Origin of the sequence: Paraburkholderia sp. XV (genome assembly GCF_020177535.1) — a bacterium.
GTDB classification, from domain to species: domain Bacteria; phylum Pseudomonadota; class Gammaproteobacteria; order Burkholderiales; family Burkholderiaceae; genus Paraburkholderia; species Paraburkholderia caribensis.
In genome coordinates, this window is sequence record NZ_JAGUUD010000006.1 from 78,586 (window position 1) to 100,267 (window position 21,682).

The following is a 21,682-nucleotide window of genomic DNA, read 5'->3' on the forward strand; positions in this document are numbered from 1 at the left end:
CTTGCTTTACTTTTACCGTGCATGATGGCCGTCTCACTCGTTGTTCATGATCGTGGTGGCCGTCATGACGATCGGCCCCGTGAATGCGGACAACATGGCACCCAGCCCTAACCCTGCGTACTGGTACGAAACGGTGACCGTGAGCGGCGTGCCGAACGTGCCGCCTATGCCGGATGGCACACTGACCGTCGGCGTGTTGCTTGAGCCAAACGTAATCAGATAGTTCTGGCAATAGGCCAGGACCACATTCGTGACGTCCTGTTTGCTCGGCTTCGGATTGCGTAACACGACACCAGCGCGTGCACCTTCGCGACTCGCATTCGTGATCATCGCCTTATCGTAAAGCGCCACCCCAAACTCGGCGGTGCTGAAGATGATCAGAAGCAGAAGCGGCAACACGATGGCGAATTCCACGGCCGCCACACCGCGTTGCGCCCCGAGATTCCTTCGGCGACGATTGTTCGCAACAGGTACATCGCCACTCACGCCATCGTGTGGAAGCGCACTGTCATTTACCCGTCGACTTAAATGCCGGGTGACGGTCGATGACCGGCTCTCACGTGCAGATTTGCGCTTCATGAACTCCCCCGTATTCGCTTGATGTGTTGCCGGATGAATCCGGCTTTCGTCTTGCGCGTCGTATCCGTCAGAGCGAATCGACGCGAAGCGCCTGCAACTTCGCAAATGACATGCCAATGCCGGATACACCTTGCACACATGGGTCATCGCGACTGTTGCTTCGGGTTCTGCAGCGCAGGCCCGCCATGGACGTTTCAGCCTGGACACGCATGATCGATACGTCCGACGCGAGATGTCACGTCTTTCTATAATTAATGGCGTTCGGCTGAATTAACGGTAGCCGTCCGACCTGTCTCACGCTTGAGACAAGGCGGAGAAGCGTGCGAATAACGGAAGCGCATTCGCTTAAGCATCCCTTAAGCAATCGCGGCTATAACCGCTCTTAGATCAGCTTCGCCGCGCAGAAACATTCTTCATAAAAGAGACTCCGCGCGATGACTCGTTCTGCGCTTCGACAGATGTCCAGCCGACGCAACTGTCGCTAGAGGTAACAAACGCGAAACATGGTCACGAACCATTCGTGGCGAAAGGAGCCGGGAATGCAAGTCATTCGCTACGGTTTCAGTCATCAACGATCGGTCAGCGTGCTGTGCGCTTTGATATTGTCGTCGGTCGACGCACGCGCCGAATCGGTATGTCCCGCCTATGTAGAACTGCCGACAGGCAGCGCTTTCAATCTGGCGCGCCTGATTGCGGACACAGGCTCACCTGAGCTTGCACTCAGGAAGATTCGGGCTGCACTCGCGCAAGTCTCCGCTGCGGGCGGATGCCCCAAAGCCGAAGAGCCGAGTGCGTGTCAGGAAACATTGGCCGTCGCGAGAAAGGCGATGGCCGCGCTTCAGGCCTGTACGGCGAAGCCATCGCCCGAAGAAACGGCCGAACAGAACCGACCGGCGCCATCGAAATAGCGCAATGCGTTTTTTAGTGGAAATGCATGTTGTTTCGCAGCCGCTTATCAGCAGTTTCCTTTCTTGGCCTGACCCGGCGGGCAGTAGCCATTGCCCGGCCCTCCCTGCGGCTTGCCTTGCGGTACGACCACTGCATGAGGTTCATCGGGCAAATACACCGCGCAGCCTGACAATCCAGCCATTGCTGTCGTCAACAGGATCATGATTATTTTCATGGCGTGAATGGGGAAAGACCTCGTGGCCTCTCCCGCGCTCCCGGTCTAAAAGTTGAAATTGATACCCGCCTGGCTGCCCGACGACACGTTGACGCCCGTCGATTGAGTGGCGCCGCTCGCGCTATCGGCTTCGACGATATAGCCCCCAGTCGCAGCGGCCGACTGCGACAGCGCGACTGGCAAAGACCCGTTGTAGGTGCCCGTCAACGTCGCCACTGCCGGCGCAGCGAGCGTGTATGCGCCTGTATCGAGATTGGCGTTCGTCGATGTCACCTCGTACGATCCCACGCCGTCATTTTGCAGCCCGCGCATTGTGGCCTGTGCAGATGCCGTTACCGTGCCTGAAATCGTATTGACGGCGGACGACGGCAACGTAATCGGTGCCGCCGATGTTGCGATCGTCGTTTTGGCGCCCGCCGTGACGGGCACAGCGTGAATGACGCCGTTCGCGTGCCCATTAGGTTGCCTGTTATCCACAATCACAACATCGTAATTGCCGTTCGACGAACTCTGCACAAGCGGGCTCAGAATGAACTGGCCGCTGCTGTCCGCGACCGTGCCACGAATGACGTGGCCGTTCTGTTCCGCGTAGACGGTCGCCCCGGCCTCCGCCGTCGAGACATATCCCGCGATACTGCCGCTTACCACCATTGGAGTGGCCGTGACAACCGGTTTCAGGCTGTAGGTGCCATTGCCGCGCGCAACAATCGACTTGCATGCATTGAAGTCGAGTACGAGGTCCACAAGCGTATTGGCCTGGACCGTGAAGGGCTGAATGATCTTGTATCCGCTCTGTGTCGCACTCGGTGTTGCAAGTGACTGCTCGGCCGTCGTGCCACTTACGACAACAGAGTTGGCGACCGTGTTGCCCTGATTCTGCGCGAGTACGAGTCTGATCTGCTGGTATTGGCCCGCAGCAAGCGGCGCTCGACCGAGATCAGTCAGGACGCCATTGGTCAGCGAAAGAAGATCGATCTTCTGCGGCGACGGCAGCGTGATATCGGTCCACCCGCCGTCGGTATCACCGGCAGAAGAACTTGCGTTGACGCGTACCTTGGTGACAGTCACATACACATGATCGAAACCGCAAGACGGTGCATCTGTCATTGCCACGTGCAGTGTGCCAGTGCCACTGCTGCTGTTGTCGCCGGCACCCCCTCCGCATGCAGCCAGCGCAAATGGAATCGCCAGTATGCAAAGCCGCATTTTTGTCGTTCTCATGATTCGTCCCTGATGATCTTTTTGTGTGGACAGAAGTGTACGGAAACAGGCGGTAACTTTGCTCAGAGAATTGCAATCGTCTGTAACGGATTGCGCCCAAGCGTCGACGACCCAGCATGCGTTGTGTGGATGAAAATCACTATCGACTGTATGGCCGGTATTCGCTTATACGGGCGCGGTGAAAGTCATGGTTCATGCCCGCACGGCGCCTTCTATCTTCGCTTGAAGTCAAAAGAGCATTTAATCGCGAAGAGTGCTTCGGTTTCCCCACGGGCATCACAGGTCACGCTCTCGCGGACCGCGCTTTCGTTCAGGCACAGAAGTTCGGCGCACATACCGGCATCCCATGCGAAGACACATGCGGCATCTCGATCGACAACAACGGGTTCGTACGGACGGGCAAAGATCTTCACGACGCGAATATGCTGTCGACATCGTCGCAGACCAGCGTCGAAGGTATTTCGCCAATGGCGATATTCGCTTGGGGTCGACCAGGCGTGTCGCGTCGGCAGTGGGTGAAGGCGCGGGTGTGGTGGCGCAGATCCAGGGCTTTCTGTCCCGCGTTTATTGAACGAACCTGCAGCGTGCAGCGAAACAACGGAAAAGACAAAGTAGAAACGCGCAGGCAGCCTGCGCGTCTCTTACCGAATACCTCGACAGTTACCCTGCGATCAATCCGCGATTTACGAACCGAAGTACACAGGCTTCATCCCATCGTTTGCATCCGGGCGGATCGAGCCTTCGATCTTGTGGCCCACACGGGAAACAGCGCTGCGGAACGCACGCAGTTCGTGATGGCTACCCGACGCTGACGTGCCATCGGCGACGCCGCCGGAATCTGCAGCAGCCGCGACTTGCGTGTTGATCGGTGCGGCCGTCTCGGTGGATTGAGCGAACGACGAGACAGCGGGAATGGCGAGGGCAGCAGCAACAACGAGCGATTGAACGAGTTTCATGATACTTACCTCCAGGCTTGATTTCTCCGCAAACACCCGTTTGCGTTTCAGTGATGCCAGTCTAGGCCGGAGGCGGCTCGTAATTAAGTCCTCGCAGAACAATTGAATGTTGCCGATATAGGTACAAACCCCAAGCGGCTCGACGCGGTGGCAGGCAACGGGTGCTACCCGCCTGGGCCCGTCAGATACCCAATGCGCAGCCGTCTTTGCGATGGTCCGACGCACCGGCGAGCGTGCCGTTTTCCCGGTCGATCATTGCTGCGCGCCGCCGATAGCCCAGTTCGGCGGCGCCAGCCTGAATCCGCGCCGGGTCAGTTTGTCGCGCGTTGCCGCCGGCAAGTGGCTTGAGCTTCGACGACCCCCGTGCCCGGTTGCGGAAACCTGATTCGCGCCGAGCGTTCAGCAAACCACCCTCACCGACAAACCGGCTTCGGCGCGGGCAACGCCGCACACGTCTTGCGATAAGGCATACCCGACATAAACTGCCGCCACTCGGCACAGTCAAGATTGCGATTTGCAATCGCGCAAGCATCCGTCAGCATCGACTCGCTGTCCCAGTTGCGCAACGACACGGTCCGATCCTCATGCAGCACGGCCACGCGACGTCCACCCGGACTGATGTCCACGCTCGACACCGTGCCGCCAGCGGCGCGCAGCCGGGCCAGTTGGCTCCCCTTGCGCAGATCCCACACCTGGCGTTCCCCCTTCGCTTCGCCGCTGACCAGCGCCTCGCCGTTGCCCACGAATACCAGCCGGTCAACCGGGCCGTCATGAGGGCCGAATCTGGCCACCGTTTGTCCGCTTTCGACGTCGTGCAGAATCGCCATCTCATCGTCGCCCCCCGATGCGAGCCGCTTGCCGTCAGGGCTGAACACCAGTTGCCGCACCCGATCCTTGTGCGGATCGGCCAGTTCTGTCATGGCCGCTCGCGAGCCGAAGCGGTACAGGCGCACCACGCCATCGTCGCCCCCCACCGCCAGCACCCGGCCGTCAGGGCCAAACGCGACGACTTCCGACCCGCGCTTCCCCGACAGCACGGTGTCGCGTCCGGTGTCGATCTCGTACACATGAATCGAGCCGTCCGACAGCGTGATCGCAAGGCGCCGATTGTCCCAACTGATCGCAAAGCGCTCGACGTCGGCATCCGCACGTTTCTGAAGCTGCCGAAGGACGCGACCCGTCATATCCACGACATCGACGGTGCCGTTGGCCCGCTGAATAGCGAGCAGCGAACCGTCAGGACTGAATTCGGCGCGGCGCATGCCGGGCTCGCTGCGCAATTGCGTGACATCATCAGGATTCCAGAAGTCCGCGATATCGGTGCCTTCGGGAACCGTCGCCAGCACCTTGCCGCTGCGGTTGAACTCCACTTCCTCAGCGTGATACAGGCCTTTGCCGGACCGCAACACCGACCCCGGCGCAAGCGACCATATGGTGTAAAGCGTCTCCTGTTGATCGATCTGGTACGCGACGGTGTTCCCATTCGGCGCAAACTGAAAGGCGGCCAGGCGCTGTCCTTGCCGGGTCTTGACGCGCGCGCGCCCGCCGTTGACGGGCTGAACCATCTCCTGCCCGCTGGCGAGGGCCGTGGCCAGCCAGCGGCCGTCCGGGCTCAATGCCATGCGAACGGCCCTGCCGTCTTCAGCCGCAACCGTGCCGATCTTTTGCAGTGGCTGCAGCTTCCACACGCTGGTCGTATGAGCGCTTCGAAGCGCAAAAAAACCGCCTCCGGACTCGAACACTGCCTGCAATTCGCCTTCGGCTGCGTCCAATGTTCCGATGACCGTATCCGTCGATTCATCGCGAAGCTCGACGACGCGCTTGCCGTCGGGGTTGGTGTGGAGCAGCACATCGAAGCGGCAGTCGGGTGTGCGCGTGAGCGAAGGGCGTGTGGTCCTGAGCGAAGCTTCAGCAGCCGTCCCAGGACCGGTGGCGGCTACGCCGGGCAGCGGCGCAACGACGATGCTGTCCCCGGAACCGTAAAGCAGCGTCGCGTCTTCGCGGCCGAATCCAAGGCATCGACCGTCGCCGGTGCCGACGCGCTTCAGCACAGGGACACCCGGCTGGCCGGGCATCGTCAACACATGGACGGACGAATGCCCTGCAACCGCGACGAACCGACCGTCGTGACTGACGGCTATCCTGCTGATGTCGGGGGCATTGCTGACAGAGACACGCCCGATTTCCTTCCCATCCCGCGCTTGCCAGGCAATGACGGTATGCTTCGCATCGGCCGATACGAGCCGTGACGTGTCCTGATCGTACGCCAGCGCCTGCACGGCAGCTTCGTGGCCTCGCCAACGCCGCAGCACGGTCCAATTCACCAGATCCAGGTCGATGACGTCGCCGCCGTCGGTGCCCATGGCCATCCGCTTGCCGTCAGGGCTGGTTGCGGACGCGGTCACCTTGTCGCCGATCGGCAGCATTTTGTGCACGCCGTCGTCGGCAATCAGCCGCGCCAGTTGCGTAAGCTGCGCATCCAGCCGAACCGGGGCGGCGCGGCTGGCTTCGGCGCCCAGCAGCAGCGCGCGATCGGGATGCTCCGCGTCCTCGGCGCTGGCGTTGGCAATCACGCCGGAGATGATCGCCTCGCGAGTCAGTTGCCCGGCATGAGCGGTGGCTTCGTCCGCCCGCTTCTGCTGGATAGCCGCCAACTCGGCATCCTTCACCGCGACCGCCTGTGCTTCTTTGGCCCGACGATCAGCCTCGGCGGCGGCGTCGCCCATCTTTTGCAGCTCCACTGCCGCCCGCTGCATCTGTTGCTGGGCTTCCTCGATGGCGAGCTTCGCCCGGATCGATTTCTCGGTCTCCTTGACCAACTGCTGCTTCGCGGCCACGGCATCGTTCTGCGCCATGCGGGCACGGTTTCGTTGCACCGTCGCTTCGTACGCGGCGTATCCGGCACTGGCCAGCAAAGCCATTGCAAACACGAGCGCGAAGCCAACCCACATCGCGTTGCGACGGTTACGCCGTTGTATCTCCAACGCCTCACGCACGCGCGCGGCCGCGGCCGCCGCCGCGTCACGGGCCTGCCGCGCATCGCGACTGTCCTTGGCAACGCGTGTCAGCACGTCGTGGGTCAGTTCGAGCCGGCGCACGCCGAAGCGCTCATCGACGCGCAGCAGCCGCCCGGCCACGAGCCGCTCGATATCGCCGCGCGAGATACCGGGCAGCACGAGTGCATCCTCGAGCGCATAGCTGTCCCGATGGCCGGCGTCCGTGATCAGCTCATCCTCGATGAACACGCGCACGCGCGCGTCGACATCTTGCAGTGAACGCTCATAGAAATCGACCAGTATCTCGCGCTCGGCGCTCGCCACCAGCTCGGCACCGATGTGATCGCTACCCTGTGCGATACGGCGCAAGTTCAGTTCGCTACAGATCACGCTCAGCAGTGCGGGATCGACCTCCATCCGGCCATAGTCGTCCGCCGAAGGCGCTTCGGCGCGATTGCGCCACGCGAGACCGATGATGCGTTCAGCCACCGCCGGCACCACGAGCGCGCTGCCGCTGTCGACCACCGCACGGGCCTGGTAGCCGTCCATCGGCAACAGACGGTAGCGGTTGCGCATCAGCGACGGAATGTTCGCGCGCAAGCCTTCGACGTCCGCGAGGAAGTCTTCGCGAAAGCTCAGGACGACCTTGCAGTCCCGGCGGCTGAAATCGATGCTCTGCGCGGGTACCGCACCGGCATCGAGCGCCTGGCGCAACGCTTCGGGCGGGCGGTTCTCGATCAGGTCCGACAGCTCGTTGACGAACGCAGCAGCGCGACGGCGCGTCTCCTCGTCGACCTGGCCGAGCGTGAACAGCTCTTCGAACTGGTCGAAAACGAGCACGGGAATCACGGCCCGGTTGCGGGTGTTCCAGAACCCGGCGCCCGCGCGATGAAAGTGTTCCCACAGCGACGCCTGCGGCAGCGGCGCGGTTGCATCGACGCCGGCGGCGCTGCAAGCGGCGGCGAGCGCCTGCCAGACCTGGTCGCGCAGCGGCAAGGCGGCGCCGTGCGCGAGACGTATCATCACGGGCAGATGCAGATTCTCGCGCAAACGCGGAAAAAGTCCCGCATTGAGCAACGAGGTCTTGCCCAGCCCCGAGCGGCCGAACAGGACGGTCAGCACTTCACGGCGCACCAGCCGCGCGAGTTCTTCCGCCTCGCTCTCGCGGCCGCGGAAGAAGTACTGGTCCGCCTCCGTGAAAGACGCGAGGCCTGGCCAGGGGCGCGACGGCGTCAGCGCGTCTGCCGACAGCGCTTCGTGACGGGAGTCCAAGGCATCATCGGCCATATCAGCTCCGCCGGCCGCGGCTGGAGATTCGCCGGTAGAGATCGCGCACATGCGTGACGAACGTCTCGTCCGTGCGTGCACCCGGCAGCGTCATCCATTGGGCGGCGCGAAAGCGGTCGGGAAGCCAGTCGCCGTACTTGGGCGTGTCGTCGATCACCACCGGGACGAGGAAGGGCTCGTCGGGCGCCATGCCGCGAGCGCGCTCGTCGGCGGCCATCCACTCGCGCCAGAAGTAATCCCGCCGCCGGCTCGGGTCTTCCGTGGCGCGCGAAATCACGGGCATGAACAGGCTGCTGGTGTCCACGCCGCGCCGGATGTTGCGCTGCCAGTCATCGCCGCCGCGGAGCTCGCTTTTATCGAACCATACGTCGATGCCCGCAGCATCGAGTTGTTGCGCCAATCCTTCTACGGCGTCGAGGTCCTGACTCGAATAGCTGATGAACACCGCCCCCTCGATGGCGCGCGGCGCGACGGGTGTCGACGGTGCCGTCGCAACGCCCGTGGGGTGACGCTGGCTCCAGCGGCTGCGCAACTCGGCGCAGAAGACGGTCGGCTCCAGCGACACGACGCGGGTCGCCGGACTGAAGTCCGCAAGAAAAGCCTTCAGCGCCGGGTCGCGCGCGGCCATTGGATCGACCAGGTACTCGACCGTCTGGCGAGGTGACGAGAGCCGCTCGTTCTTGGCCGCGCGCAGGAAGAAGCGCGCGAGCCAGTCGGGGAGCCGGCAGCCGAGCAGCAACAGATGATCGTCGCGCAACGCATCGAATAGCAGCTTCGGCCGGCGCGCGTCGTCCTGCAACGCGTGCAGGAACTCCAGACGATCCTCGTCGCAGATCACCCAATCGGGCGCTGACGACTGGCGGCCGAGCAGATGGAACACGGTCGGCGCGGCGAGGCGCCCGCGAGGCAGCGGCAGATCGGCAGGTCGATTCGGGGAGAAGCTCACAACGGAAGTGCGCGATTCCCCGCCGTGACGGACAAGGTCGATCGCGCGAGTCAGCAAGCCGTCGAACGAAAGCGTCACGAACAGATCGAACGGAGCCACGGCAGCGAGGTCCAGCAACGCTTGAGGAGGATCGACCGCCAGATCTCTCACAACCTGAGAGGTGCGAACGTACAGATCTTCCTTACGCGCGCGCGGCAGCAGCAGGTAACGGCTGACGACGTCGTCCAGCCGCGGAGGGTTGTCGAACTGAGTCAGGCCGATGCGGAGCTTTTCGGCCAAGCGGGTGGCTACGAGCGCATCGAATCCCAACGATTGACCGTCTTGACTGACGGGCAACAGCCCGTCATCCACCACTGCAACGACCCGCCCTTCGTCGATGTAATCGAGAAGGTCGCTCCAGAAGAATTCGTCGAGTTCTTCCACGAAATTCACTCCTGGAAATGTAAACTCCCCTGCTCATTTGACGGGTGCGGGTAGCCGGCTCCGCCGCGAAGCACTGACGTCTGCCATGACGCACTCGTCATCCGTCGCTCTTTCGACTGATAAAAAACGATTGGATCATGCCTTTTGTCAAAAGACGCCGGTTATGGGAGCAATGAGGTTCGCGCCGGTCACCAATTTGTCTGAACACACTGACTCAGATCGACGATAGAACATCGGGTGGCGCAGCGACAGGGCGCTAGGTGGGACAGCGCACATTCGGCGCTGCAAATTCCTTGCAGGAAAAGCGGCAGGCGGTGAGAAATCGCCTCGTCTGTCGGCGTTCACCGTCGTTCCAGCGCACCCTGCGCCAACGATGCGCCTCCCGTCACGAAGGGATTCTTCGCCCCAATGAACCCGAACGCTGATTTCAATCGCGGATAAATTTTATATTTACTTCGACATACTTAATAGTTATCAGAAACCACCCAATGTCCTGCTCAACGGTGAATTCAGAGCGCGCATGCGCCGCCCAGCGAGGATACGCGCGCAGTACGCTTCAGTTAAGGCCGACGATGAAATTGCGCGGTAAAACTTGTCAGGAAAAGTAAGCGCCATAAATGCGGCGCACCGGGTGGGCTATGCTAATCCCGATGTTACCGGCTCCTTTCTTACTAACTAATGAATAGCTTCGATTCGTCTATTGAAACATATCTGTCCAACATACACCTCGGTCAATTCGCGACTCGCAGCATAGAAGCCATTGCTGACCTTTACACCTTCAAAGGCCTCGTACTCCTACCCCTGCTGTGGTGGATGTGGTTTCAGCAGGGCGAGCGCCGCGAATGGCGGCGACAGATGGTTCTCGCGACGCTACTCAGCGGTGTCGTGGCGCTGTTCGTCGGAAGGCTGCTGACTCACTGGCTGCCGTTCAGAGTGCGTCCCATCTATAGCACCGAACTGCATATGAACTTCGCCGGCAGCAATATCAAGGACGCACTGCTGACGAACTGGAGTTCCTTCCCAAGCGATCACGCGATGCTATGGATGGCGATCGCCACCGGCATCTTCCTCGTGTGGCGCGGCATCGGTGTGCTGGCGATTCTCTATGCCATTCTGTTCATTTGCGTACCACGCGCCTATCTCGGCTATCACTACCCAACCGACTTGCTGGTGGGCGCCGCTGTGGGAATCGGGATTACTTATGTCATGACGCGAGAGGCGATCCGCGTGCGCTATGCAGCTCCGGCGCTGCGATGGATCGAACTACGCCCAGGTCTGTCAGCGATGCTGGCCTTCATTCTGTGCCTCGAACTCGTGACACAGTTCGACGAACTGCGCAAGCTGGCGAGCGGTGTGATCAAAAATCTATGAACCACTCGTTGCGGTGCGGCTGGAAGCGCGTCGGCGCTCGTGTAGCGACCTGGGCCGTCAGCGCATCCCCGGCGCGTCCGCGCTGCTGACGTCCCGTCGTCTGCTGCAAAAGCACAAAGCCGGGCAGCGCCCTGCTCGCCAACATGGTCGACATGCTTGCTGCAAAGCAATGCGCTCAACGTCGATACGGCCGATCCGCTCCACCCCGCCCGATGCGATGAACTCAGCAACCAGAAGGGTGCGCTAGCGCACCGAACCGCGTTTGATCGGTTTTGCCTCAGGTGTACGATTTCCGCAAATCCCACGCATTGCGCGGTATTTGGCTTTGACGACAATATATTTCGTTTTCCTTACGGAACTCACATTGCAAGGAGTGATTGCATGGACATCTCCGCGGGTTTTCCGGTCCCTGAAACGACATTGCCAGACAAGTGGATCGACGTAGATTCCTCAGTGTTTCGAGAGCGTTTCGAGCGGAAGAGCTTCGAGGTCGCCCATCACCTGGCATCTCATCCGCAGTTCCAACTCTCTCAATTGATGGAGTTGACGGAGCGAACCCTGAGAACGCGCCCATCTGATCTCTACTACGACATGGGTGACGTCGCGCCGGGTCAAAAATGGAAAGATACGAATCATGCGTTCTCACCGCTGGATGCGTTGGACCAACTGGAAGATTCAAACGCATGGTTCATCCTGAGAGATGCGCAAAGAGATCCGGCCTACACCGAGCTATACCGGCATGCGATTGCAGAGGTCAAGGATATGATTGGCGGCGGCATCGAATCCAAGATCAGAAATGAGGAGATCATCATTTTCATAACGTCGCCGAAGCGGGTGACGGCATATCACATCGATCGTGAATGCAATTTCATTCTTCAAATCCACGGAGAAAAGGATTTGTACGTGTTTGATCGGGAAGATCGGCAGATTCTTCCGGAGGAGGAAATCGAGCAGTTCTGGACGATCGACAACAACGCGCCAAACTATAGACCCGAACTGCAGGACCGATCGCGCTTGTACAGATTGGCCCCGGGAAATGGCGTTCACGTTCCGGTCAACTGCCCGCACTGGTTGAAGAACGACGACAATATCTCGGTGACTTTAAGCGTAAATTTCCAGTTTATTGACTCTATTCGAGCGGATATCTATCGGGCCAACTATTACCTCAGGCGGCTTGGATTCAATCCCAATCCGCCTGGACAGAGCGCGGTGCGTGATCGGGCCAAGGCAATGGCGTATTCGACGGCGAGTGCCGTCCGCAGAGCGGCCCGGTCCGCTTTGAAAAAAGGCGGCTAGTCCCGAGCCGGCCCGTATGATTCCCAAGGCCCTCGTGGAAACGAGGGCCTTTTGCCTTATGGGCTTTCATCGCGTGCAACCGGCGCCTTGTATATGCACCGGCCCTGCCACCCCTTTCGTCCACCTCACCGCGAAAACGACATCACAAATCGACTACGATGTCTCCCGCAGGTCGCGCGCAGCAGATGAGCACATTGCCGTCGGCAGGCTTGTCGAGCGGTTCCGGCTCATAGGCAACCGTCCCCGAAACAAGCCCGCTCTCGCAGTTGTGACATACACCCGACCGGCATGACCATCGGACGGGCACGTCGCAGGCTTCGGCCAGTTCAAGAATACTTGGGTAGGCAAGCGCATTCCAATGTGCGGCGATGCCGCTGCGCGCGAACGACACCAGTGGCCCCTCGGCGACCTCCGACGGCGGCAGATGCGGAGCGCGCACCGACGTCCCCGTCACGCCAGGATTGAACGACTCGACACCGCCGAAGCGCTCAAGGTGGAGTCGTGAACCCGGAACGCCCATGCGCTCCAGCGTTCCCTTCATGTCGTGCATGAACGACGCCGGCCCGCAAAGATAGACATCGGCATCGACGGGAAGGCCGATCTTTTCCAACACCGTTTGCGACACACGCCCCGTGTCGTCGAAGTCGTCACCCATCCGATCGCTCGCGGCCGGCGCGCTGTAGCACACGTGGCCGCGCGCGTGCTCGAGCATGTTGAGCAAGCGCCTGGATTCGGCGCCGAACGGATGATGCTCGCCATCGCGGGCAGCATGTATCCAGAGAACCTGTCGCCTGGACCCCGCCACCGACAGCGCATGCAGCATCGAGAGGACAGGCGTCACGCCGATTCCGGCACTCAGCAATACAACGGGCCCGATGCCTTCTTTGAGAACGAAGTCCCCGCGCGGAGCGCTGACATCGAGCGTATCGCCCACGCGAACACGATTGCCCAGATAGGTGCCGGCCGCACCGTTCGGCTCCAGCTTCACGCTGATGCGATAGCGGCCAGTCGACGGCGCACCTGAAAGCGAATAACTCCGAAAGAACGCCGGATCTTTAGCGCCCTGTCTCAAACGCAATACCACATATTGCCCCGGACGAGCCTGCTGAAGTGGCAGCCCATCCGTTGCCTCGAACACGAATGAAAGAACGTCGGCGGACTCTCGCTGGATTGCCGCGACTCCGAGCTGTCGAAAGCCTGGGGTGGCCGCATTCGACGTCGCAGCGGGGGCAAGTCCCGCGTTGCCGCTAGTCGCGCCTGAGTCGATGGCGCCGAGTAGCGTGTTGAACGACGCTCGCCATCCGGGAGACAGCGCATCGATACACACTGCACGCTCCAACCGGTCACGTGGATGGGCAGGCGAATACAGCAGCGCATTGATCTCTTCGACGGTCATCTGCTCCTTCGCCCCTCGCAGCTTGACGATCTCGTCGCCCGCACCGACGTCGCCTTCCTGCAGGACGCGCAGATAGAACCCCGGGCGTCCGCTGGAAGTCAACAAGGCCGCCATGCGCGGCTCGCCCATGCGGATGCCGAGGCGATAGCAGGTCACGCGCGGTTGCGTGACTTCGAAAATTGCATGACCGATCTTGTAGACGTCGCCGATACAGACTTCACGGTCCGGCAACCCATCGATGGTGAAGTTCTCGCTGAACTGTCCAAAGCCGAATTCCTTCCTGTGCAGAAACGCCTGCCAATGTCGATACGAGTCGATCTGATAGGCGAGCACCGCGCGTTGTTCCCCGCCATGTCCGCCAAGGTCCCCTTGACCGTCGCCGTCAAGGCCCAGACGCCTCGCGACGCACCGCCCTTGCACGGGCAGCTTCCAGCTTCCCGTATGCACGGTCCGCCCGTTCCATTCGATGTCGCGCGGAAGGCCAACATTCACCGATAGCAATCGTGCCATGTCACTCATACCTCGATACGGTTTCCGGCAGAGCGCGTCATTCCCGCAGCGCTCCGATGCGTCAAGCGATTCGTTAACAAGGGCAGTAAGCCGCTCTCATTGACGTGACGGAATGAATCCAGGCGTGCCCGTCTTCACGACTTCGTTGTATCGTCGTCTGGTCTGAATCTGATTGATCTCTTCGAATGCGTCTGCGGGGAGCGCGGAGATATTGAAGTTTTCTCGCGCGCGAGCTGCCGTCTTTGGCGTGGTCAGCATAGCCGTGCCGCGTTGCACGGCCCAGGCGAGTAGAACCTGCGCCGGTGTTTTCTCCACGCGCGCGGCGATCGTTGCGACGGCGGGATCGTCGAGCGGGCCCGGCCTTATCCCATGTCCCAGCGGAGCAAAGGCCAGAAATATGATCCCGTTCGCGTTGCAGAACTCGAGAAGCTCCGTCTCAGGCAGATACGGATGGGCTTCGACCTGCACCGCCGCCGGTTTGATTCTTGCCGCTTCGTATAGGGGTTGCAGTTCATTCAACGTAATGTCGGACAGCCCGATCGCCCGGCATCGTCCACCGTCGACGAGCGCTTCCATCGCGCGCCATGTGTCGAGCAATGTGACACCGACGTCGTAGATGACGTCGCCATTCCTGTCGCGCGGGTCCTGGTCGTCTCCCGGCTGGAACGCAAATGGCGTATGGATCAGGTATAGATCCAGATAGTCGGTTTCGAGCTTCTTGCAGCTTGCCTCGAAAGCCAGTGGAACGCGCTCGGGCCGATGATTCGAGTTCCAGAGCTTGGTCGTCACAAAGACCTCTTCACGAGCCATCCCCCTGGCCGCGAGCCCTTTGTGCAAGGCCTCTCCCACTTCGCCCTCGTTTCTATATCGCTCGGCACAGTCGAGGTGTCGATACCCCTGCATCACGGCATCGTAGACAGCCGTCCTGGTCGTGGCTGCATCGGGGATCAGCGTGCCGAACCCAATGGCAGGCATGGCGCCAGGCCCGTGTTTGAGCGGAATTTCTCGCAACTGGAAATCTGTCGGCAGATCCATGGCGCTACCTCCGTAGCCTCGCATCCGGGAACCGATGCATGCCGGCTACGATATCCGCTATCACCCATGGGTGCAGCGGACGTGCCCTGCCGCTGTCCGCACAAGCCGGCGTCTATGCCGGCATCTGCGCGCCGCGCCAGACCTGACATTGCTGGCGCGCGACCTCATGCAACGAATTGTGCACGCCGTAGATACGGCGCAGCCACATTGCGTCGCTGACACCTTCAGTCACGGTACGCCTGACGATATCGATACCTTCTTCCGCGCCGAGTATGCGCGCATGCTCAGCGACGGCGTCCAGCGTGACGAGAATGTCGTCTCGAATCGGACCGCGATGCCCAGTCTCCGGATTCACGCATAGACCGTCCAGACCATAGCGGCAGGCCATGAACCGGTTCGTCCGATACACTTCGTAATCGCGGTCGCTGAGGTGCACAGGCTTATCGACCAGCAGATAGCGCGCAACCGCCTGGATATAAGCAGCGATCGCGGCGGCCCATTCGATGCGTAGCGGCGTGTCCATGACGCGTATCTCGATCGTGCCGTATCCCGGGCTTGGACGTATATCCCAGTAGAAATCCTTCAGGCTATTGACGAGGCCCGTCTTCGCCATGCGCTCGAAATAGGCTTCGAATTCGGACCACGTCGTCACGAAGGGCGCGCGTCCCGACAAAGGAAAAGGCGCAACCGAATTGAGCCGGGCGCACTGAAACTTCGTGTCACTGCCCTGCACATACGGCGAGGAAGCAGCCAGCGCAATGAAGTGCGGAACGTAACGCGACAGCGAATGCAACAGAACGAGCGCCGAATCGGGATCCGGGCAGCCTACATGCACGTGCTGGCCAAAGATCGTGAATTGCTGGTATAGCGCGCCATATAGCCCCATCAGATATTCGGAGCGCTCGCGCCCGTCGGAACGCTGGTCGTACCAGTTCTGGAAAAAATTCGTGCCGCCGCCGCAAACCCCGACATTCAGAAAGTCGGCGGCCCGGACCAGGGTATCGCGAAGCCCCTGCAATTCGCGCCTCGCCTGGTCGAAGTTCTGGCATATGCCTGTCGACAGCTCGATCATCCCCTCGGTTGTCTCCGGCTTGATCGCGCCTGCGAAGCTCTGTTCGCTCACCCGGTTCAGTAACTCCGTCGCCGCCTTCGTCAAGTTGTAGTCATGGGTATTGACGACCTGGACTTCGAGTTCGACGCCCATGGTGAATGGATCGGATGATGCAAATGGCTGCAGCATGAGATGCCCTCTCGCACATCGATGCTCGCGCCCGGCCGTGACTTACGCGCCGGCGCTGCCGCATCGGGTCGGATAAGCGTTGAGCATGAGCGCTGCCGAATGCAGTACCCGACTCAACCGCACTGTCGCATGTCGATCGGAGACGAGCCCGAACGGGGTATTTCATCATACGCGCCCCTGGCTGTCCGCATTGCGTCCACTCTCGAAGTCCACCGCCGGAATGCGTGCACGCATTTCGTGCAGGACGTCGCGCCAGCCCGTCAACGCCCGGCAGCCGCTCCTTGCATCGCACGATTCAGGGTTTATACCGACTCCCGGTGCGGTCAACGACTCTTTCGCTGACGAGACGAGCGTTGCGCCGATACCTTAGAAACTCACGGCGAACCCGAACGACACGCCGTGCACGTTGTGTCCAAAGACGTATCTCACGAGAGCACGCGTGCGGGTGATGACGATGGGATATTTGCTGCTGTCGAGTTCGAGTCCAACGCCCAATGACGTGAGATCGTTGAAACCGAGCACCCCGGCGCTGTCGCCGAAGTAATGCGAGTAAGCGAATTCCAGTACATAGCGGACCGGCCGGTCGAGTGCATGCCAGCCTGTCGGCGCGCGCCAGCGCGTCCACAGGCTCACCTGTTGCGCCGTGGCCGAACCCTGAACAGCCTCCGACGAGCCGCCGAAGCTGCGCAGATAGATATCGGTCGCGCGCAATTCAGCGTCGATCTCATAGGTTGCGCGGTAGTGTTCGAAGTCGAGCACGAGCGAGCCGCCATAGCCATATGCATCCAGCGATCCATTGTTCAGGAACTGAAGGTTGCTGTCGGTCACACGGTTGACGACAGACTGCCCGATCTTCAGATCGCTCGATACGCGCCCGATCGTGCCGTTGAGAATCGGACGGAATACGAGTTCATCGGTGATCCGGAAGTCCCAGCCGATCCCGACCGTGCTGCTGAACGTGTTCCACCTGGTTGGCAATGTGCGCTGATCGGCTCCGTCCGTGGCGACGAACATCGGGTCGTAGCGGCTGTACGCGAGCGTGCCCTCGACGTACAACGGAAAGGACCTGCTGATCGTAAACCCGCCCCCCAGTTGCGACTGACCGAAGCCAGGGTTTCCGGAAGTAGCATTGTTGATCGAAAGCGAACTGGTGGTGACATCCGGGACCGTCGTATAGCTCATCACGGCGAGCACCGCATCGGCGTGCCGCTTCACGTTGCCGCCGATGACGGTGCGGTTCGACAGTTGTTGATCCGGTACTGCCTGGGCGTGAGCCGGAAGCGGCAGCAAGGCGATGATCAGGCCCGTGCCCATCGCCAGGCATAACGTGTAACGCGGCCGTGGCCGCCGGAAGATGGCCGTCGCCAGTCTGGCCTGGCGACCGTCCTCGAGACTGCAAGCTGACTCAATGTTGCGAAACCGCATCAAGCCCTCCCGTCAATTGACGCGTGCAGTTGCTTTACTTTGGTGGCGGCCAGTCTCCAACGGGAGCCGCGCCACGGCCACACTACCGCCCGGCGGCCGCTCGCGGCTTTCGATTCATGCCGGGCTGCCGAAGCGCGGCTCATCCTTCGTATCGTGGTGGTTCACATCCGCTTCGTCAATCTGTCGACACGCGATGCCCCCAACCGACGCAGCCAACCCATGCGGGCGACACATCAGCGCCACTACCCGAAACAGGCATCGCGAACAATGCGAAAAGCGAATCCATTGGCCGGATTGTTTCAGTAAAGATGGTGCGTGAAGGCATATGAGATCGAACGCAGCGCGCGATATGCGCTTCTTGTCTCGATGACTCTAGTTGAATGCCGCGATCCCGCCAACCTGTCGATGGAGTACTTCGTGCGCGCCTGTCATCTTCCGGAATTGCAGTATTGGACCCGACTGGATCTAACTGTACCGATCGTGCATCGAGTACTAATCTAATGAGTAAATCATCATCGGCTCGTCGTGCAGCGTCGCATCAATCTCTACTGGTCAGCGGACTCATCTGCTTCTCATGCGGCCTTGTGCGGTAGACGCCGCCTGACGGACAAACAGGGGTGGCCATGTCGATAAGGATTACACGACTGTTGAGCAGCAGCCTCGTCGTCCTGTTGGCGGGCTGTCCATCGAAACAGCAGGAGCAGCAGACCCAGACGCAAGCCGCTTCGGCGCCTGCTTCCGCGCCAGCCTCCGCGCCAGCTTCTGCTCCCGCCACGGCCTCGATCGCGGCCGTGGCGTCGGCACCGCTCGCGGCCTCCGTGCCGCAGCCTCAGGCCCAGCCATTCCCGCCGGAAGAAATCGAGGCGTTGGTCGCACCGATCGCGCTCTATCCCGACTCGCTGCTATCGCAAGTCCTGATGGCATCGACATATCCGCTCGAGATCGTGCACGCTGCCCGCTGGGTGAAGACGCACAAGGACCTGAAGGGCGACGCTGCCGTGCAAGCAGTGCAAGACCAGCCATGGGACGTCAGCGTCAAGTCGCTGGTGGCTTTTCCGCAGGTTCTTGTACCGATGAATGACAAGCTCGACTGGACGCAGAGGCTTGGCGATGCATTCCTCGCAAATGAAAAAGACGTGCTCGACGCTGTGCAGCGCTTGAGGATACGTGCGCAAAAAGCCGGACATCTGGCGTCTAACGAACAACAGAAGGTCATTGTCGAAGCACCCGCCCCGAGTGCGAACGGCCAGCCCGTCCCGGCGCAACAAACCATCGTGCGCATCGAGCCATCCAATCCCCAAGTCGTCTACGTGCCCTCCTACAACCCGACCGTCGTCTACGGCGGCTGGAGCGCTCCCGCCTATCCGCCCACCTACTGGCCGCCGTATCCCGCCTATTATCCGGGCGCCGCGCTCGCGAGCGGATTCGCGTGGGGGCTCGGTATCGCTGCGGCAGGCGCGATATTCAGCAACTGCAACTGGGGCGGCGGCGACGTCAACATCAACGTGAACAAGGCCGCCAACATCGACCGCAACTTCGACCGCACCAAGGTGGAGGGCGGCAAATGGAAACACGATGCGGGGCATCGTCAGGGTGTCGCCTATCGTGACAATGCGACTCGCAACCGGTACGCGAACGGTGTGCAGGGCGCCGACGCGCGACGCGACTATCGCGGCCGCACCGGCGGCGCTACGGAGCGTGCGGGGGTCGCCAATCGGGCCGAAGCCGCAAATCGCGCGGATCGTCAGAACAATGTGACGACGGCCAACCGTGCGGGCCGCAACGCGAGCGCCGGCAACCGGTCCGACAAGGCGGCTCGAAGCACCACAGCCGGCAACCGGGCCCAGACGTCCAACAGGACAGCTGGCGTCAACAATCGCGCACAGACGGCCAACCGCGGCGCGGCAACCGGCGACCGCGCACAACTGTCCAATCGCACGCCGACGGCGAGCCATGGCGCGCAAACGCCCACCCGCGCGCGCTCGTCGAGCGCGCAAACCGGATACGGCGGCGCAGGCGGGTACGCGGGCGGCGGCCGCGACTCGGCATTCCAGGGTGTCGGCGGGGGCGCCGCGGCGACGCAGCGGGACTTCAATCGCGGGCACGCGAGCGCGCAGTCTTCGAACTTCAACCGCGGGAGCGGCGCAGCCCGAGGCGGCGGAGGCGGAGGCGCACGCGGCGGCCGGCGCTAGTTCGTCGCGTGACAGCCCCTTGCCGAAAACATATCGCTACCCCGGTTCACGAGCGGTGAGCCGTTACGCTTCGTCTACTGATCGGATGCGATGAAGCATGAACCCGTCGCGAAGCAGAGATGTCAGGCACGCCAGCGCCGTCGTCAATCGCCGCCGCCCAGTTTGCCCTGCGCCCGGAAGCACTGACTATTTGCATCGCAAGCGCCGATAGATGTTCTAACATCATATTGAGAAGACGCCGCAATATCCCGCAAGCCATTGTGCAATCTGCCATCAGTCGCAACAGGACCGTTCATCGAAGTTCCTGTCATCCAGTCTGAAGGAGCGGCCATGTCCTCGTGGAATCTACGACGGGCCAAAGCCACGTGTCTTTGGCTGCTTGTCGTGCTGGCGCTCGGAGCGGGCTCCGCACGTGCCCAAAACGAGCAGCCTGCGCCTGCCGAAGCATTCAAGCCGGAGGAAATCGAGGCGCTGGTCGCGCCGATCGCGCTGTATCCCGATTCCGTGCTGTCGCAGGTATTGATGGCGTCGACCTATCCGCTGGAGATCGTGCACGCGGCACGCTGGGTCAAGGCCAATCCCAACGTCAAGGGCGACGCTGCCGTGAAGGCCGTCGAAAACCAGCCGTGGGATGTCAGCGTGAAATCGCTCGTCGCGTTCCCACAGATTCTCGAACCGATGAATGACAAGCTCGACTGGACCCAGAAACTCGGCGACGCATTTCTCGCGCAACAAAAGGAAGTGTTCGCCGCCGTGCAGCGACTGCGCGCCCGCGCGAAAGACTCGGGCAACCTGAAGTCGAACGAACAGCAGAACGTGGTCGTCGAACCGGCACCTGCGGGTGGCCAGACCATCGTGAAGATCGAGCCCGCGAATCCGCAGGTAATCTACGTGCCCGCCTACAACCCGACCGTCGTCTACGGTGCCTGGAGTTATCCCGCCTATCCACCGACCTACTGGCCGCCCTACCCGGCCTACTATCCGGGCGCGGCGCTGATGACGGGGTTCGCATGGGGCATCGGGCTCGCCGCGGCAGGCGCGATCTTCAGCAACTGCAACTGGGGCGGCGGCGACGTCAACATCAACGTCAACAAGGCCGCGAACATCGATCGTAACTTCGACCGCACCAAGGTGGAAGGTGGACGCTGGCAACACGACGGCAGTCATCGCCAGGGCGTGGCGTATCGCGACAATGCGACCCGTGAGAAGTATTCGCGCAATGTCGGGGGCGCCGAGGGACGCAATGATTTCCGCGGGCGTGACGCGGGCGCAGGTGGACGCGCCAATACAGCCGACCGGGGGAACGCAGGCAATCGCGCATCGGTCGCGGACCGCTCGAATCTGGGAGATCGGACGGGAGATCGGACGGGCGATCGGACGGGCGATCGGACAGGGGACCGGGGTGGCGTGGGGGGCGTTGACAGATCCGCTGGCGGCAATTTCGGCGGCGGCGCGAACCGCGCGGGCACCAGCGACTTCTCGCGCGCCAGCGATCGCGTGGGTGGCGGTGGCGGCGTCAGCGGCGGCCGCGACAACGCATTTCAGGGCGTAGGCGCAGGCGGCGCCACGCAACGCAGCTATGACCGGGGACGCTCCAGCATGCAGGGCTCGGGCTTCAGCCGCCCGGCCGGCGGCGGCATGCGGGCGGGTGGCGGGCGCGGCGGAAGACGCTAGGGAGACACGAGC

At 61.6% G+C, this 21,682-nt stretch carries 15 protein-coding genes and 1 pseudogene; 6 read left to right on the forward strand and 10 right to left on the reverse strand.

Annotated features, from left to right (window positions below):
• Positions 1–33: 33 nt before the first annotated feature.
• A complete protein-coding gene (locus KFO72_RS05270) occupies positions 34–579 on the reverse strand; it encodes a TadE/TadG family type IV pilus assembly protein (protein ID WP_054935067.1) in 546 nt (181 codons plus the stop codon).
• Between the two features lie 539 nt (positions 580–1,118).
• Here KFO72_RS05270 and KFO72_RS05275 point away from each other — a divergent pair.
• Positions 1,119–1,487: a hypothetical protein gene (locus tag KFO72_RS05275; protein ID WP_054935068.1), complete on the forward strand. Its 369-nt coding sequence runs from the start codon at positions 1,119–1,121 to the stop codon at positions 1,485–1,487.
• A gap of 260 nt (positions 1,488–1,747) precedes the next feature.
• Here KFO72_RS05275 and KFO72_RS05280 read toward each other — a convergent pair whose 3' ends face one another.
• Positions 1,748–2,926, reverse strand: a complete 1,179-nt coding sequence (locus KFO72_RS05280; protein ID WP_412101758.1) for a DUF4382 domain-containing protein — start codon at positions 2,924–2,926, stop codon at positions 1,748–1,750.
• A 245-nt stretch (positions 2,927–3,171) separates the two neighbouring features.
• Here KFO72_RS05280 and KFO72_RS05285 point away from each other — a divergent pair.
• A pseudogene (locus KFO72_RS05285) lies at positions 3,172–3,494 on the forward strand (hypothetical protein); the annotation flags it as partial.
• A gap of 112 nt (positions 3,495–3,606) precedes the next feature.
• On the opposite strand, the gene KFO72_RS05290 reads toward KFO72_RS05285, so the two are convergent.
• The 4 genes from KFO72_RS05290 to KFO72_RS05310 form a co-directional block, all read right to left on the reverse strand.
• On the reverse strand, positions 3,607–3,879 hold the full coding sequence (locus tag KFO72_RS05290; protein ID WP_060606252.1) for a hypothetical protein: 273 nt from the start codon (positions 3,877–3,879) through the stop codon (positions 3,607–3,609).
• A gap of 181 nt (positions 3,880–4,060) precedes the next feature.
• Complete coding sequence (locus KFO72_RS05295; protein WP_062916734.1) at positions 4,061–4,285, reverse strand: hypothetical protein; 225 nt, start codon at positions 4,283–4,285, stop codon at positions 4,061–4,063.
• 7 nt (positions 4,286–4,292) lie between these two features.
• Entirely contained in the window at positions 4,293–8,213 is a 3,921-nt protein-coding gene (locus KFO72_RS05300) for a hypothetical protein (RefSeq protein WP_412101756.1), read from the reverse strand.
• On the reverse strand, positions 8,164–9,531 hold the full coding sequence (locus tag KFO72_RS05310; protein ID WP_225031569.1) for a toll/interleukin-1 receptor domain-containing protein: 1,368 nt from the start codon (positions 9,529–9,531) through the stop codon (positions 8,164–8,166). The genes KFO72_RS05300 and KFO72_RS05310 overlap by 50 nt, the downstream gene beginning before the upstream one ends.
• 678 nt (positions 9,532–10,209) lie before the next feature.
• Between KFO72_RS05310 and KFO72_RS05315 the strand changes: the two genes are divergently transcribed.
• Positions 10,210–10,902 (forward strand): phosphatase PAP2 family protein, encoded by a 693-nt coding sequence (locus tag KFO72_RS05315; RefSeq protein ID WP_225031570.1) that lies wholly within the window; start codon positions 10,210–10,212, stop codon positions 10,900–10,902.
• Between the two features lie 381 nt (positions 10,903–11,283).
• Complete coding sequence (locus tag KFO72_RS05320; protein ID WP_054935080.1) at positions 11,284–12,198, forward strand: hypothetical protein; 915 nt, start codon at positions 11,284–11,286, stop codon at positions 12,196–12,198.
• A gap of 142 nt (positions 12,199–12,340) precedes the next feature.
• Here the strand turns inward: KFO72_RS05320 and KFO72_RS05325 are convergent, their stop codons facing one another.
• The 4 genes from KFO72_RS05325 to KFO72_RS05340 all read right to left on the reverse strand — a co-directional run bounded on the left by KFO72_RS05325 (position 12,341) and on the right by KFO72_RS05340 (position 17,693).
• Positions 12,341–14,104, reverse strand: a complete 1,764-nt coding sequence (locus KFO72_RS05325; RefSeq protein WP_225031571.1) for an MOSC and FAD-binding oxidoreductase domain-containing protein — start codon at positions 14,102–14,104, stop codon at positions 12,341–12,343.
• 96 nt (positions 14,105–14,200) lie between these two features.
• Positions 14,201–15,139 (reverse strand): aldo/keto reductase, encoded by a 939-nt coding sequence (locus tag KFO72_RS05330; protein ID WP_225031572.1) that lies wholly within the window; start codon positions 15,137–15,139, stop codon positions 14,201–14,203.
• Between the two features lie 112 nt (positions 15,140–15,251).
• Entirely contained in the window at positions 15,252–16,379 is a 1,128-nt protein-coding gene (locus KFO72_RS05335; protein ID WP_225031573.1) for a YbdK family carboxylate-amine ligase, read from the reverse strand.
• A gap of 366 nt (positions 16,380–16,745) precedes the next feature.
• Entirely contained in the window at positions 16,746–17,693 is a 948-nt protein-coding gene (locus KFO72_RS05340; protein ID WP_098021642.1) for a hypothetical protein, read from the reverse strand.
• Between the two features lie 734 nt (positions 17,694–18,427).
• On the opposite strand from KFO72_RS05340, the gene KFO72_RS05345 reads away from it, so the two are divergent.
• The gene (locus KFO72_RS05345) at positions 18,428–19,996 is read left to right on the forward strand and encodes a DUF3300 domain-containing protein (RefSeq protein ID WP_412101757.1); all 1,569 of its coding nucleotides are present in this window, start codon (positions 18,428–18,430) and stop codon (positions 19,994–19,996) included.
• Between the two features lie 330 nt (positions 19,997–20,326).
• A complete protein-coding gene (locus KFO72_RS05350; protein ID WP_225031574.1) occupies positions 20,327–21,670 on the forward strand; it encodes a DUF3300 domain-containing protein in 1,344 nt (447 codons plus the stop codon).
• Positions 21,671–21,682: the final 12 nt, after the last annotated feature.

What these genes read in the sequence shown, in the direction of transcription:
- KFO72_RS05290 (WP_060606252.1), bottom strand. Translation starts at nt 3,879, where the DNA reads ATGAAACTCGTTCAATCGCTCGTTGTTGCTGCTGCCCTCGCCATTCCC.
- KFO72_RS05340 (WP_098021642.1), bottom strand. Translation starts at nt 17,693, where the DNA reads ATGGGCACGGGCCTGATCATCGCCTTGCTGCCGCTTCCGGCTCACGCC.
- KFO72_RS05345 (WP_412101757.1), top strand. Translation starts at nt 18,428, where the DNA reads ATGTCGATAAGGATTACACGACTGTTGAGCAGCAGCCTCGTCGTCCTG.
- KFO72_RS05330 (WP_225031572.1), bottom strand. Translation starts at nt 15,139, where the DNA reads ATGGATCTGCCGACAGATTTCCAGTTGCGAGAAATTCCGCTCAAACAC.
- KFO72_RS05275 (WP_054935068.1), top strand. Translation starts at nt 1,119, where the DNA reads ATGCAAGTCATTCGCTACGGTTTCAGTCATCAACGATCGGTCAGCGTG.
- KFO72_RS05320 (WP_054935080.1), top strand. Translation starts at nt 11,284, where the DNA reads ATGGACATCTCCGCGGGTTTTCCGGTCCCTGAAACGACATTGCCAGAC.
- KFO72_RS05350 (WP_225031574.1), top strand. Translation starts at nt 20,327, where the DNA reads ATGTCCTCGTGGAATCTACGACGGGCCAAAGCCACGTGTCTTTGGCTG.
- KFO72_RS05335 (WP_225031573.1), bottom strand. Translation starts at nt 16,379, where the DNA reads ATGCTGCAGCCATTTGCATCATCCGATCCATTCACCATGGGCGTCGAA.
- KFO72_RS05315 (WP_225031570.1), top strand. Translation starts at nt 10,210, where the DNA reads ATGAATAGCTTCGATTCGTCTATTGAAACATATCTGTCCAACATACAC.
- KFO72_RS05300 (WP_412101756.1), bottom strand. Translation starts at nt 8,213, where the DNA reads ATGTGCGCGATCTCTACCGGCGAATCTCCAGCCGCGGCCGGCGGAGCT.
- KFO72_RS05270 (WP_054935067.1), bottom strand. Translation starts at nt 579, where the DNA reads ATGAAGCGCAAATCTGCACGTGAGAGCCGGTCATCGACCGTCACCCGG.
- KFO72_RS05325 (WP_225031571.1), bottom strand. Translation starts at nt 14,104, where the DNA reads ATGGCACGATTGCTATCGGTGAATGTTGGCCTTCCGCGCGACATCGAA.